This is a genomic window from Microbacterium natoriense (assembly GCF_030816295.1).
GTDB lineage: Bacteria > Actinomycetota > Actinomycetes > Actinomycetales > Microbacteriaceae > Microbacterium > Microbacterium natoriense_A.
The window spans coordinates 4,024,404-4,036,595 of sequence record NZ_JAUSXV010000001.1 but is presented as its reverse complement, the minus strand read 5'-3'; the positions used below and the strand labels follow the sequence as shown (position 1 = coordinate 4,036,595).

The 12,192-nt window shown below is 67.1% G+C and carries 12 protein-coding genes and 1 pseudogene; 3 read left to right on the top strand and 10 right to left on the bottom strand.

All coding sequences use genetic code 11. The annotated features are described in order from the left end of the window. The first annotated feature begins 161 nt into the window (after positions 1-161). Positions 162-1,034 carry a dimethylargininase gene (gene ddaH / locus QFZ53_RS19190; RefSeq protein WP_292907701.1) on the top strand — a complete coding sequence of 291 codons (873 nt, stop codon included), beginning with the start codon at positions 162-164 and terminating at the stop codon, positions 1,032-1,034. Continuing rightward, positions 1,031-2,270, top strand: a pseudogene (gene rocD, locus QFZ53_RS19185) (ornithine--oxo-acid transaminase). The gene ddaH and the pseudogene rocD overlap by 4 nt, the downstream one beginning before the upstream one ends. Positions 2,271-2,313: 43 nt before the next feature. Here the strand turns inward: rocD and QFZ53_RS19180 are convergent. Continuing rightward, positions 2,314-2,658, bottom strand: a complete 345-nt coding sequence (locus tag QFZ53_RS19180; protein ID WP_307299095.1) for a hypothetical protein — start codon at positions 2,656-2,658, stop codon at positions 2,314-2,316. Between the two features lie 97 nt (positions 2,659-2,755). Here QFZ53_RS19180 and QFZ53_RS19175 point away from each other — a divergent pair, with 97 nt between their 5' ends. Then, positions 2,756-3,853 (top strand): hypothetical protein, encoded by a 1,098-nt coding sequence (locus tag QFZ53_RS19175; RefSeq protein ID WP_307299091.1) that lies wholly within the window; start codon positions 2,756-2,758, stop codon positions 3,851-3,853. A gap of 35 nt (positions 3,854-3,888) precedes the next feature. Here the strand turns inward: QFZ53_RS19175 and QFZ53_RS19170 are convergent, their stop codons facing one another. The 9 genes from QFZ53_RS19170 to QFZ53_RS19130 form a co-directional block, all read right to left on the bottom strand. Further along, on the bottom strand, positions 3,889-5,205 hold the full coding sequence (locus QFZ53_RS19170) for an MFS transporter (protein ID WP_307299089.1): 1,317 nt from the start codon (positions 5,203-5,205) through the stop codon (positions 3,889-3,891). Positions 5,206-5,210: 5 nt separating this feature from the next. Further along, entirely contained in the window at positions 5,211-5,651 is a 441-nt protein-coding gene (locus QFZ53_RS19165) for a MarR family winged helix-turn-helix transcriptional regulator (RefSeq protein ID WP_307299085.1), read from the bottom strand. A 76-nt stretch (positions 5,652-5,727) separates the two neighbouring features. After that, positions 5,728-6,471: a hypothetical protein gene (locus QFZ53_RS19160; RefSeq protein WP_307299084.1), complete on the bottom strand. Its 744-nt coding sequence runs from the start codon at positions 6,469-6,471 to the stop codon at positions 5,728-5,730. Between the two features lie 113 nt (positions 6,472-6,584). Then, the gene (locus QFZ53_RS19155) at positions 6,585-7,313 is read right to left on the bottom strand and encodes a hypothetical protein (RefSeq protein ID WP_307299082.1); all 729 of its coding nucleotides are present in this window, start codon (positions 7,311-7,313) and stop codon (positions 6,585-6,587) included. Between the two features lie 81 nt (positions 7,314-7,394). Beyond that, the gene (locus tag QFZ53_RS19150) at positions 7,395-8,156 is read right to left on the bottom strand and encodes a hypothetical protein (RefSeq protein ID WP_307299080.1); all 762 of its coding nucleotides are present in this window, start codon (positions 8,154-8,156) and stop codon (positions 7,395-7,397) included. 113 nt (positions 8,157-8,269) lie between these two features. Further along, positions 8,270-8,989, bottom strand: a complete 720-nt coding sequence (locus tag QFZ53_RS19145; protein ID WP_307299077.1) for a hypothetical protein — start codon at positions 8,987-8,989, stop codon at positions 8,270-8,272. Positions 8,990-9,102: 113 nt separating this feature from the next. Then, entirely contained in the window at positions 9,103-9,810 is a 708-nt protein-coding gene (locus QFZ53_RS19140) for a hypothetical protein (protein ID WP_307299074.1), read from the bottom strand. After that, the gene (locus QFZ53_RS19135; protein ID WP_307299071.1) at positions 9,807-11,744 is read right to left on the bottom strand and encodes an alpha/beta hydrolase; all 1,938 of its coding nucleotides are present in this window, start codon (positions 11,742-11,744) and stop codon (positions 9,807-9,809) included. Before QFZ53_RS19135 ends, QFZ53_RS19140 begins: the two co-directional genes overlap by 4 nt. Then, positions 11,741-12,052: a hypothetical protein gene (locus QFZ53_RS19130; RefSeq protein WP_307299068.1), complete on the bottom strand. Its 312-nt coding sequence runs from the start codon at positions 12,050-12,052 to the stop codon at positions 11,741-11,743. The genes QFZ53_RS19135 and QFZ53_RS19130 overlap by 4 nt, the downstream gene beginning before the upstream one ends. Positions 12,053-12,192 lie beyond the last annotated feature (140 nt).

Sequence of the window (12,192 nt, the reverse complement as noted above, 5' to 3'; positions counted from 1 at the left end):
GCGGCGTCCAGGGGGCGGGTGACAGAATGGACGCTGGCGTGCCCGAGTCGCATCTTCCTCGCTACTGGGTCCCTGAGCTTGTCGAAGGGCCTAGTCGTACGGGTCGAAGGACCGCCGGGCCCCTGGACAGCGTCCGCCGCACCTGTCTCTCAAGGAGCACCATGTCGACGCCCGAGGCTGCCGTCACGTCCACCCGCACCGCGCATCACCGCCGCTATCTGATGTGCAAGCCGGAGTTCTTCACGGTGAACTACTCCATCAACCCGTGGATGGAGCCGGCCAAACCGACCGACACCGCGAAGGCCGTCGCGCAGTGGCAGAAGCTGTATGACCTGTACCTCGAGCTCGGCCACGAGGTCGAACTCATCGAGCCGCTCGCCGGCTACCCCGACATGGTCTACACGGCCAACGGCGGCTTCCTCATCGACGGCCGCGCCTACGTGCCGAAGTTCCGCTTCGTGGAGCGTCAGGGCGAGGCCCCGGCGTTCGCGGAGTGGTTCCGCGCAGCGGGCTACGACACGGTCATCCCCGAAGAGGTCAACGAGGGCGAGGGCGACTTCCTGCTCGTCGGCGACATCGTCCTCGCCGGCACCGGATTCCGCTCCACCGGAGACAGCCACCGCGAGGTCGGCGAGGTGTTCGGTCGCGAGGTCGTGTCGCTGAACCTGGTCGACCCGCGTTTCTATCACCTCGACACCGCGATCGCGGTGCTCGACCCGGTGCAGGGCGCCGAGAACGGCGGCCCCGAGCGCGCCAACATCGCCTACCTGCCCGGCGCCTTCGACGACGCCAGCCGCGCGATCCTCGAGGAGCGCTTCCCCGATGCGATCCTCGTCTCGGACGAGGACGGCTCGGTGTTCGGGCTGAACTCGGCGAGCGACGGATACAACGTGATCATCTCGCCGCGAGCGAAGGGGTTCGAAGCACAGCTGCGCGAGCGAGGCTACAACCCGATCCTCATCGATCTGTCCGAGCTGCTGCTCGGCGGCGGCGGGATCAAGTGCTGCACCCTCGAACTGCGTGGTGCGAAATGACCGCGGTCGAGCCGGTCGTGGTCGAGTCCGTAGAGGGCGCTCCGACGGGCGCCGCGACCCAGGTCGAGCCGCACGTCGCGCACAACTACCACCCGCTGCCCGTCACGATCGCCCGCGGTGAGGGCGCGTGGGTGACCGACGTCGAAGGCAAGAGGTATCTCGATCTGCTCGCCGCATATTCGGCCGTGAACTTCGGCCACCGGCATCCGGCCCTCGTCGCCGCGCTCACCGAGCAGCTCGGCCGGGTCACGCTGACCAGCCGTGCCTTCATGAGCGACCGCCTCGAACCGTTCGCTGCCGCGCTGGCGACGCTGTGCGGCAAAGACATGGTCCTGCCGATGAACACGGGCGCCGAGGCCGTCGAGACCGGCATCAAGGTGGCCCGTGCGTGGGGCTATCGGGTCAAGGGAATCGCCGACGGACAGGCGCGCATCATCGTTGCGGCGGGTAATTTCCCACGGCCGCACCACCACGATCGTGAGCTTCAGCGACGACGAGCAGGCGCGCGACGGATTCGGACCGTACACGCCGGGCTTCGACGTGGTCGCCTATGGAGACGCGGATGCCGTCGCCGCCGCGATCACGGATGACACCGCCGCCGTGCTGATCGAGCCGATCCAGGGCGAGGGCGGCGTGATCATCCCGCCGGATGGCTACCTGCGCCGCATCCGTGAGATCTGCGACGAGAAGAACGCGCTGTTCATCGCGGACGAGATCCAGTCGGGTCTCGGCCGCGTCGGCGAGACCTTCGCGTGCGATCGGGAAGGCGTCGTGCCCGATCTCTACCTGCTGGGCAAGGCCCTCGGCGGCGGCATCCTGCCGGTGTCGGCGGTCGTCGGGAACAGCGATGTTCTCGGAGTCATCCAGCCCGGCGAGCACGGCTCCACCTTCGGCGGCAACCCGCTCGCGGCCGCCGTGGGCCTGCGCGTGGTCGAGATGCTCGAGACGGGCGAGGTCCAGGAGCGCGCCCGCGCGCTCGGCGAGCACCTCGCGGCCTCGCTGGACGCGCTGATCGGCCATGGCGTCACCGCGGTCCGGATCGCGGGCCTCTGGGCCGGCGTCGACATCGATCCGGCGCTCGGAACCGGACGCGAGATCGCCGAGAAGCTGCTCGAGCGCGGAGTGCTCGTGAAGGACACGCACGGCCAGACGATCCGCATCGCACCGCCGATCGTGGTGCGCGCGACCGAACTCGACTGGGCGGTGGAGCAGCTGCGGCTCGTGCTGGGGCGCTGAGTCCAAGCGCGTCCAGGGCTCATCCGTCCGCTCGACGAGTGGCTCAGGCCGGCGGATCGTCGGGGTCGAGCGTCTTCAGGCTGTCCTCCTCGACCTCGTTGTCGGCGTCGAGCTGGCTCTCTGTGGTCGCGTCACCTCCGAGCGAGGTCCTGCGCTCGGGGTTCGCGTCGCCCTGGACGGCCCCGCCGGTTCCGCCGTCGGAGCTGTCGCCCTGGATTGCCCCACCGGTCGATTCGTCTCGGGCGCGGTCTTGTTCGGTATACCCGTCTGGAGCCGAATTGTGCTCGGGGATGCCTGCGGGATCGCCGCGATGCGTCGCGCCGTCGACATCGGGCGCTCCCTCTGCCGGATCCTCGGGGTGCGGTGTGCGTTCCATGTTCTCGTCCATGCGGCGACGGTACGCCTCCGGCGCCGCCCGGGTGAGGGGGTTGACACCGTTCGGATCGCCATCGGAACGGGGACGGTAGTGTGTGCTCGGGGGTGTCATGACAGATCAGACGTGGCTGCTGAAGATCAGGAACGAGCCCGTGTGGAGGTCGCCCGGGAGCGGCCGCAGCGACATCCACTCGTTCGCCTGGGGCATCTGGCCCTGGATGAACTGGGGACTGCCCCTGGTCGCCATCATCACGGTGGGCAACGGCGGCTGGGCCCTGCTGATTCTGCTGGTGATCTCGCCGGTCCTGGTCCCGGTGCTCGGTCTGCTCGGATCACTCCCGCGGTTCCTCCTTCGCAAGTCGGGGATCACGACCACGCCGGCTTCGATCACCGCATTGCTGTTCGTGCAGTGGTGGGCCTGGGTCGCGGCGATGATCACGCCACCGGGGGCGACCGACGGCAGCCCGATCCCCGCCGTCATGCAAGGGCTCTCGCCCGCCCCGATCTCGGGCGGCTTCCTGCAGGCGGTGATGCTCGGAGGCTCCGGGATCGCCGTCATGTGCTGGATCGCCGTTCTCGTCCTGGCGATCATGCTGCGTACGAAAACGTCTCCGCCTGCCGCATCGAAGCGGGGGACGCTCATCGCATGGATCGCCGCCGTGATGCTCCCGGTGCTGTTCGTGGCGATGATCTGGCTCGGCGGGGCCGTGACCGCGCAGCAGCGCGATGCTGCGGGAGAGACCGTCGCAGAGGTGCAGGCGCTCGCCCTGAGCGTGCAGGCGGAGCGGGCCCTCGAACGGCACGAGCAGGCGCAGGGGCAGCTCTCGCTGGTGCGCGGGATGATCGCGGACGACGGCTGGGGGATCTCGCAGCGCGGCATCGACAGACGCACGAGCTTCACCGAAGCGGTCGACAGCTACGGCTTCGACCTGCGTTTCCATCACGAACCCCTGGCTGAGGGGCCCGTCGACGTGGAGGCGATCGAGGGCGAGCTCATCGGACAGGGGTGGATGAAGGATGAGAAGGGCGCCCTCGTCGACCCGGACGGGAACGTCGTCGAGATCTTCTCGAACGAGAACGGCCTCAGGGTGTCGCTGCTCTCTCCCTCGTGGTGGGGCGATTCCTGGGATATCTCCGACGAGCTCGGCTACGGTCTCGACGACGCGTTCGCCCGCACCTACGCATACGACGAGTGGCCCACACCGTGAGCCGCTGACACGACCTTCCGACGATCCAGCCCGGCTCAGTCCTTCTTCGCGGTGCGGATCGGAGTGGTGGCCGCGGCCTCGTCGCTGAACTCGACAGGATCGACGACGTCGATCGGTCGTGTCTCGTCGATCGTCATCAGGAAGCGCCGGCTCTCGTCGCGGTGCAGGCGACCGCTGGTGAGCATCCACGTGACTCCGATCGCGCAGGCGACGAGTCCGGCCGTGCCGCCGAGCATGATCGCGGTGCGAGGGCCGAAGGCATCCGCCACCCATCCGGCGATCGGTGCGCCCACCGGCGTCGATCCCATGATGACGGCCATGTACAGCGCGAGCACGCGTCCGCGCAGCGCGGGGTCGGTGGTCGTCTGCACGTAGCCGTTCGCCGTGGTGAGCAGCGTCACGATCGTGAAGCCGGTGAACATCAGGGTGACGGCGTAGGCCGCATAGGTGGGCATGGATGCAGAGACGAACGCGAACACCCCGAACCCGCCGGCTGCGAGCACCACCACCCGCACGCGGGCCCGGTCGCGGCGAGCGGCGAGCAGCGCGCCGGTGAGCGAGCCGATCGCGAGGATCGAGCTCAGCACTCCGTAGCCGTCGGCACCGGCGCCGAACTCGAGAGCCATGGTCGAGGCGAAGATCGGGAAGTTCATGCCGAACGCGCCGATGAGGAACACCGTCACGAACACCACCCGCAGGTCGCTGCGCGCCCAGACGTAGCGGAATCCGGCGGCCAGTCCGCCGCGACTGCGGTTCTTCAGGCGCGGCGCCAGCTGACTGCGCCGCATGACGAGCAGCGCGACGAGCATCGCCAGGAAGGTGGCCGCGTTCGCGATGAAGACCCAGCCCGACCCGATCGCGACGATCAGGAGGCCGCCGACGGCGGGGCCGATCATGCGGGCCATGTTGAAGGACGCGGAGTTCAGGGCGACCGCGTTCGAGGTGTCGCCGGTCGACACCACGTCGGAGACGAAGGCCTGGCGGGCCGGGGCATCGAACGCGTTCACGACGCCGAAGCCCGCGGCGAAGCAGAACATCATCGGCAGCGTCATCACGTCGATGAGCAGCAGCACGCCGACGGCCACGGCGAGGAGGAGGAGCAGGCTCTGCGTGACGAGCAGGATGCGACGGCGGTCGAACCGGTCGGCGACCCAGCCGGTGAGGCTCACAAGGACCAGCGGAGGGCCGAACTGCAGTGCCATCGTGGCGCCCATGGCTGCGGCGTCGTTGTTCGTCAGCTCGGTGAGGACGACCCAGTCCTGGGCGGTGGACTGCATCCATCCGCCGATGTTCGACACCAGGGCCCCTGCGAACCAGATGCGGTAGTTGACGTTCGCGAACGACCGGAACATCGCGCTCATCGTTCGGCCAGCTTCCACATCAGCGCGGATGCATCGCGCAGCGTCTGCACCTCGTCGGCGCTGAGTTCGAGTTCGCGCATCGCGCCGACGAGCAGCTCGTCGCGCCGCCGCATGGTCTGCTCGACGATGTCGATGCCGGCATCCGTGACGTCGACCTGCACGCGCCGACGGTCTTCATCGTCGGGAGTGCGGGTGACGAGCCCCTGCTCCTCGAGGCCGTTGATGAGGCTCGTCATCGACGGCGCGGTGACCCGCTCGCGCTCGGCGAGTGCGGTGATCGTGCGGCGGCCGTGCAGCCGGAGGGTCATCAGGACCCCGAGCTGCGCATCGCTCATCGCGTCGGCGACGCGCACGCATCGCAGGCGCCGGGCCAGCCGGAACGTGGCCATGCGCAGGTCTGCGGCTGTGGCGGGGAGGGATTCATCAGGAGCAGACATTACTTAGACAGTCTAAGTAATGTCCGGTTCCGGGGGAAGCGCGGATGCCGGTGCAAGGCGTTCCGGCTCCGAACTGTTATGGGGTCGGAGAAGGCGCCGGGGTGGGGGAGTCGGTCGGTGCGGGGTAGGTGACCGGGGCGGGGCGCGGACCCGGCGACGGAGAATCCGGCGCCATCCCGAAGAACGGCTCGGCCGACGGATGCTCGGACTGGGGCGATGTGTAGTCCCAACCGCCGTCCGGGAACATGAGATCGAAGAGCGCCGTGGCGTTGCCGGGTTCGCAGGTGGTGGTGGTGCGGAGGCTGATGCTGTCTGTGGCTTCGCCGGGGCCGATGGTGATGAGGAGGTCGTCGATGTAGGCATCGGGTTTGCGGGTCGTGATGGTGACGTCGGTGACACCTCCGGTGTAAGAGCGGAACACGATCCCCGACCAGCCATGCTCCTCCAACCAGGCCGTGATGTCCTCCGCCTGCGCATCAACGGTCCCTTGCGGCAGACGCCACGGTGCGTCGAAGTCGCCGATCGTGGACCGGGTGAACTTGAACACGTACCCGTCGGCCCCGCACGGGTCTGGCCGCTCACCGTAGGCAAGGCCCGTGCCCACATGCCAGGGCCCGTCGTGCAGGTACAGCTGCAGCTCCGCGACGGCCTGCTTCGCCGTAGCGTTCACCGTCTGCGCCTGGGTGAAGAGGTCTTTTCCGGTGGGGGCGCATCCGGTCAGTGTCATGGTCACTCCTAGAACGGTCGCGATCGCCACGGCGAATCGTCGTGTCGTCATCCGGTGGGTCGCCGTGCGGCGATGCGTTGTGCGGCGGGTCATCCGTGCTCCTCGATCCGAGTCATGAAATCCGCGACCGCCTGCTTGAACGACTGGCTGCGCGGGTCGAGATAGCCGACACTGTCACCCGGCATCGTGCGCAAACCGCCGAACTGTCATGGGGTCGGAGAAGGCGCCGGAGTTGGGGAGTCGGTCGGTGCGGGGTAGGTGACCGGGGCGGGGCGCGGACCCGGCGACGGGGAATCCGGAGTCATCCCGAAGAACGGCTCGGTCGACGGATGCTCGGACTGGGGCGATGTGTAGTCCCAACCGCCGTCCGGGAACATGAGATCGAAGAGCGCCGTGGCGTTGCCGGGTTCGCAGGTGGTGGTGGTGCGGAGGTTGATGCTGTCTGTGGCTTCGCCGGGGCCGATGGTGATGAGGAGGTCGTCGATGTAGGCATCGGGTTTGCGGGTCGTGATGGTGACGTCGGTGACACCTCCGGTGTAAGAGCGGAACACGATCCCCGACCAGCCGTGCTCCTCCAACCAGGCCGTGATGTCCTCGGCCTGCGCATCAACGGTCCCTTGGGGTAACCGCCACGGTGCGTCGAAGTCGCCGATCGTGGACCGGGTGAACTTGAACACGTATCCGTCGGCCCCGCACGGGTCTGGCCGCTCACCGTAGGCAAGGCCCGTGCCCACATGCCAGGGCCCGTCGTGCAGGTACAGCTGCAGTTCGGCGACGGCCTGTTTCGCGGTGGTGTTCACCGTCTGCGCCTGGGTGAAGAGGTCTTTTCCGGTGGGGGCGCATCCGGTCAGTGTCATGGTCACTCCTAGAACGGTCGCGATCGCCACGGCGAGTCGTCGTGTCATCATCCGGTGGGTCATCGTGCGGTGAGTCATTGGTGATCCTTCACACGTTCAGCGAAGTCCGCGACGGCCTGCTTGAAGGACTGGCTGCGCGGGTCGAGATAGCCGACACTGTCACCAGGTATCGTCAGCAACCCGCCGAACTGTCACGGGGTCGGAGAAGGTGCCGGGGTCGGGGAGTCGGTCGGTGCGGGATAGGTGACCGGGGGCGGGGCGCGGACCCGGCGACGGAGAATCCGGCGCCATCCCGAAGAACGGCTCGGCCGACGGATATTCCGACAACGGAGACGTGTACTCAGATAGACCGTCGGGGAACATCAGATGGCGAAGATCCCGCTTACTACCGGGTTCGCAGGTGGTGGTGGCGTCGAGGATGATGCCGTCGGAGGCGGGCCCGGAGCCGATGGTGATGAGGAGGTCGTCGATGCGGGCATCGGGTTTGCGGGTGGTGATGGTGACGTCGGTGACGCCTCCGGTGTAAGAGCGGAACACGATCCCCGACCAGCCGTGCTCCTCCAACCAGGCCGTGATGTCCTCGGCCTGCGCATCAACGGTCCCTTGGGGTAACCGCCACGGTGCGTCGAAGTCGCCGATCGTGGACCGGGTGAACTTGAACACGTATCCGTCGGCCCCGCACGGGTCTGGCCGCTCACCGTAGGCAAGGCCCGTGCCCACATGCCAGGGCCCGTCGTGCAGGTACAGCTGCAGTTCGGCGACGGCCTGTTTCGCGGTGGTGTTCACCGTCTGCGCCTGGGTGAAGAGGTCTTTTCCGGTGGGGGCGCATCCGGTCAGTGTCATGGTCACTCCTAGAACGGTCGCGATCGCCACGGCGAGTCGTCGTGTCATCATCCGGTGGGTCATCGTGCGGTGAGTCATTGGTGATCCTTCACACGTTCAGCGAAGTCCGCGACGGCCTGCTTGAAGGACTGGCTGCGCGGGTCGAGATAGCCGACACTGTCACCAGGTATCGTCAGCAACCCGCCGAACTGTCACGGGGTCGGAGAAGGTGCCGGGGTCGGGGAGTCGGTCGGTGCGGGATAGGTGACCGGGGCGGGGCGCGGACCCGGCGACGGAGAATCCGGCGCCATCCCGAAGAACGGCTCGGCCGACGGATATTCCGACAACGGAGACGTGTACTCAGATAGACCGTCGGGGAACATCAGATGGCGAAGATCCCGCTTACTACCGGGTTCGCAGGTGGTGGTGGCGTCGAGGATGATGCCGTCGGAGGCGGGCCCGGAGCCGATGGTGATGAGGAGGTCGTCGATGCGGGCATCGGGTTTGCGGGTGGTGATGGTGACGTCGGTGACGCCTCCGGTGTAAGAGCGGAACACGATCCCCGACCAGCCGTGCTCCTCCAACCAGGCCGTGATGTCCTCGGCCTGTGCGTCAATCGTTCCCTGCGGCAGGCGCCAGGGTGCGTCGTAGTTGCCGGTCGTGGATCGGGTGAACGAGAAGCGGTACCCGTCGGCGCCGCAGGAGTCAGGGATCTCGCCGTAGTTGTCGACGTCCCAGTCGCCGTCATACAGGTACAGCTGCAGTTCGGCGACGGCCTGCTTCGCCGTAGCGTTCACCGTCTGCGCCTGGGTGAAGAGGTCTTTTCCGGTGGGGGCGCATCCGGTCAGTGTCATGGTCACTCCTAGAACGGTCGCGATCGCCACGGCGAGTCGTCGTGTCATCATCCGGTGGGTCGTCGTGCGGCGGGTCATCCGTGCTCCTCGATCCGGGTCATGAAATCCGCGACCGCGTGCTTGAATGACTGGCTGCGCGGATCGAGATACCCGACACTGTCACCCGGCATCGTGCGCAAACCGCCGAACTGTCATGGGGTCGGAGAGGGTGCCGGCGTGGGAGTGTCGGTCGGTGCGGGGTAGGTGACGGGGGCGGGGCGCGGACCCGGCGTCGGGGAGTCCGGCGCCATCCCGAAGAACGGTTCGGCGGTCGGATGCTCGGACAACGGAGACGTGTACTCGGACAAACCGTCCGGGAACATCAGATGGCGAAGATCCCGTTTACTCCCGGGTTCGCAGGTGGTGGTGGCATCGAGGGTGATTGCGTCGAGATTTTTCCCCGGGGAGATGGTGATGAGGAGGTCGTCGATGTGGGCGTCGGGTTTGCGGGTCGTGATGGTGACGTCGGTGACGCCGCCGGTGTAAGAGCGGAACACGATCCCCGACCAGCCGTGCTCCTCCAACCAAGACGTGACGTCTTCGGCCTGCGCGTCGACTGTCCCTTCGGGTAGTCGCCATGGTGCGACTGTCGACCCGACTATTGATCGGCTGAACTTGAACAGGTACCCGTCGGCGCCGCAGGATTCCGGGATCTCGCCGTAGGTGTCAACATCCCAGTCGCCGTCGAACAGGTACAGCTGCAATTCGGCGACGGCCTGTTTCGCGGTGGTGTTCACCGTCTGCGCCTGGGTGAAGAGGTCTTTCCCGGTCGGGGAGCATCCGGTCAGTGTCATGGTCACTCCTAGAACGGTCGCGATCGCCACGGCGAGTCGTTGTGTCGTCATCATGCGGCGGGTCATCCGTGCTCCTCGATCCGGGTCATGAAGTCCGCGACCGCCTGCTTGAAGGACTGGCTGCGCGGGTCGAGATAGCCGACACTGTCACCAGGCATCGTAAGCAAACCGCCGAACAGGGGGTTGATGCGGTGTACACGGTAGAGGAGGTTGGTGCTCGCACCCTCGTTGTGCCCTTGTGTGGGACGGCCTGTGCCGCCACCGGGGCCGAGGTAGCCGTCGACGGGGCCGCCGTCGGATCCGAAAACGTCGACACCCGGCAGATCGGCGGGGTTCACCGCGTGCTCGGACACCCCGGGCACCCGCCCCCACATCGCGATCCAGTCGAGATCTGCGGACGTGGACGACACGGTGAGGTCGCCACCGGTGATCTGGTCGTCGAGGTTGGTCGCGGCATCGGGGGTGAGGCCGGCCGACCCGAAGAGGGTCACGTGATCGAACAGGCCCGGGGACTGCAGCACGGCATCGGCGGTGGCGGTCGTGCCCAGCGAGTGTGCCCATCCTTCCTGCCAGGCGGACGGGTTCACGAACCGGAGCCCTTCGAGGAAGGCGACCTCACGAGCGGCGCCGTCTTGTGGGCGGTCCTGGCCCTGCACCGTGACCATGTCACCCGAGTCCCACTCCATGAACAACACGATTGCCGTCGACGAATCCCACTCTCGGATACTTGTCTGCTTCTCGATAGCCGCGCTGAGTTTGTCGCCGATCGTTCCCCAGTCGTCGAGTTGTCCGAGGTCGGTGGCGATGCCGTGGGTTATTGTGATGACCTGATCCGCGGTGTCCGGATCGCCCCACACCAGCGACGCCCGCGGGTCGCCGTCTGTATCTAAGAACACGGACAACAGAGCCACGTCAGCGGCGGCGGCCTTCTCTTCCAGTAGTTCCAGTTTGCTCCGCTGATCACCGGTGAGGTCCGGGTCGGCGAGCAGGCGCTGCAGCTCCTGATCGGAGAACGGCGACCGCTCCGCGACCGTCAGCCCGTTGAGGTTGCCGATCGCGCCGGGTGCGTTGGCCCACAGGGTGCCCAGCGGTCCGGTCGTCCAAGCGCCGGACGTATCCTGCGTCGACCGCGCCTTCAACGAGGCGAACAGCGCCGCCGCAGCCGCGGGAGGCACGAACCCGACCGTCTCCATGAACTCCGGGTGATCGTCCAGCCACGCCTGGACCTTCTTCGGGGCGGCATCCGCAAGCCACCGGATGCGCGTGTCGACCGACGAGGTCACCGCCTGCGCGAAGTAGTCCTCCAGACTCACCGGTTCGCGCCCGCTGTCGAACCCCTGCGAACGACCCGGGGGCGTGATCCCCCAGAACTGCTGCGAGGCGTGCACCTCCGACCCATCCGAGCGCGTCACGGTGTCTCCTCCGATGATTGCGCGCAGCCTCGACGCGAGGGCAGCCTCTGCGTCATCCAGATCGCGGTGGAACCGATCCACGTCGTTCGCGAGCGTCACCGCTTCATCATCCAGGAGAGACAGATTCACCTTCGCCGTGCGATACGCATCCGTATCAGGATGGTTGCGCCCGGTGATCGCCGGATCGTTGTCAGGATCGGCGCGGAACGTCGAGATCTCCGCATCCAGCGTCGCCTGATGGTTCGCGTGCCGCAGGTTCAGATTGTCGATACGCCCCAGCAGATCGGCCCGCGTGCGCTCCAACGGCTCGAACTCGTGATAGCTGGCGTCACTGAGCACCGTCTTCGCCTGCGACATCGCATCCGAGAAATCGGCGATCGGCGTCTGCGGAACCACCAGCATGACCGACACCGGCGCTGCCGGCATCAACACGAACGCATCATCCAGCAGCTTCCACTGCGTCACCACCGCGTCGAACGTGTCATCCACGGTCTGCCCGAGCGTCGCCGCATCCCTACCGAGCGCATCCATCGACGTCGAGGATGGCACCGCCGCCAGCGTGAACGATACGAAATCGCCCCGCGTCATCGCAGCGCATCCCAACCATCGACGAAGTACTTCGAATTCTGAGACTGCCACTCCGCCGCCATCGCCTCATCCCCCGCCGCGATCGCCACTGTGCCCTCCACGATCGCCTGCGAAGACGACATCACCAGCTCGATCACCTTGCCAGGGACCAGCACCCGCAGATCCATGAAATCCGCCCACGCATCCGACAACACAGACCGCCCGCCCGCCGACAGATCCGCCTTCCGAGCCAGCAGCTCCTCCGAAACCGTCACCGCGCCCGCCAACGGCTCGCCCTCACGATCCACCGCAGCCAGAACCCCTGCCACCTAATCAGGCGCGACCGCCCACCCGTCCGTCATCAGCATCCCCCCGGATCGCCACAGGCCCGCAGACCGAACCCAGACCGAGCCTAACCGAGGAACAGGGCATCCACGGTGCGGATGCCGGGCTCCGCGCGCGACAATGG

What these genes read in the sequence shown, in the direction of transcription:
- QFZ53_RS19140 (WP_307299074.1), bottom strand. Translation starts at nt 9,810, where the DNA reads ATGACCCGCCGCATGATGACGACACAACGACTCGCCGTGGCGATCGCG.
- QFZ53_RS19165 (WP_307299085.1), bottom strand. Translation starts at nt 5,651, where the DNA reads ATGTCTGCTCCTGATGAATCCCTCCCCGCCACAGCCGCAGACCTGCGC.
- QFZ53_RS19155 (WP_307299082.1), bottom strand. Translation starts at nt 7,313, where the DNA reads ATGACTCACCGCACGATGACCCACCGGATGATGACACGACGACTCGCC.
- QFZ53_RS19175 (WP_307299091.1), top strand. Translation starts at nt 2,756, where the DNA reads ATGACAGATCAGACGTGGCTGCTGAAGATCAGGAACGAGCCCGTGTGG.
- QFZ53_RS19135 (WP_307299071.1), bottom strand. Translation starts at nt 11,744, where the DNA reads ATGACGCGGGGCGATTTCGTATCGTTCACGCTGGCGGCGGTGCCATCC.
- ddaH (WP_292907701.1), top strand. Translation starts at nt 162, where the DNA reads ATGTCGACGCCCGAGGCTGCCGTCACGTCCACCCGCACCGCGCATCAC.
- QFZ53_RS19160 (WP_307299084.1), bottom strand. Translation starts at nt 6,471, where the DNA reads ATGACCCGCCGCACAACGCATCGCCGCACGGCGACCCACCGGATGACG.
- QFZ53_RS19145 (WP_307299077.1), bottom strand. Translation starts at nt 8,989, where the DNA reads ATGACCCGCCGCACGACGACCCACCGGATGATGACACGACGACTCGCC.
- QFZ53_RS19180 (WP_307299095.1), bottom strand. Translation starts at nt 2,658, where the DNA reads ATGGACGAGAACATGGAACGCACACCGCACCCCGAGGATCCGGCAGAG.
- QFZ53_RS19170 (WP_307299089.1), bottom strand. Translation starts at nt 5,205, where the DNA reads ATGTTCCGGTCGTTCGCGAACGTCAACTACCGCATCTGGTTCGCAGGG.
- QFZ53_RS19150 (WP_307299080.1), bottom strand. Translation starts at nt 8,156, where the DNA reads ATGACTCACCGCACGATGACCCACCGGATGATGACACGACGACTCGCC.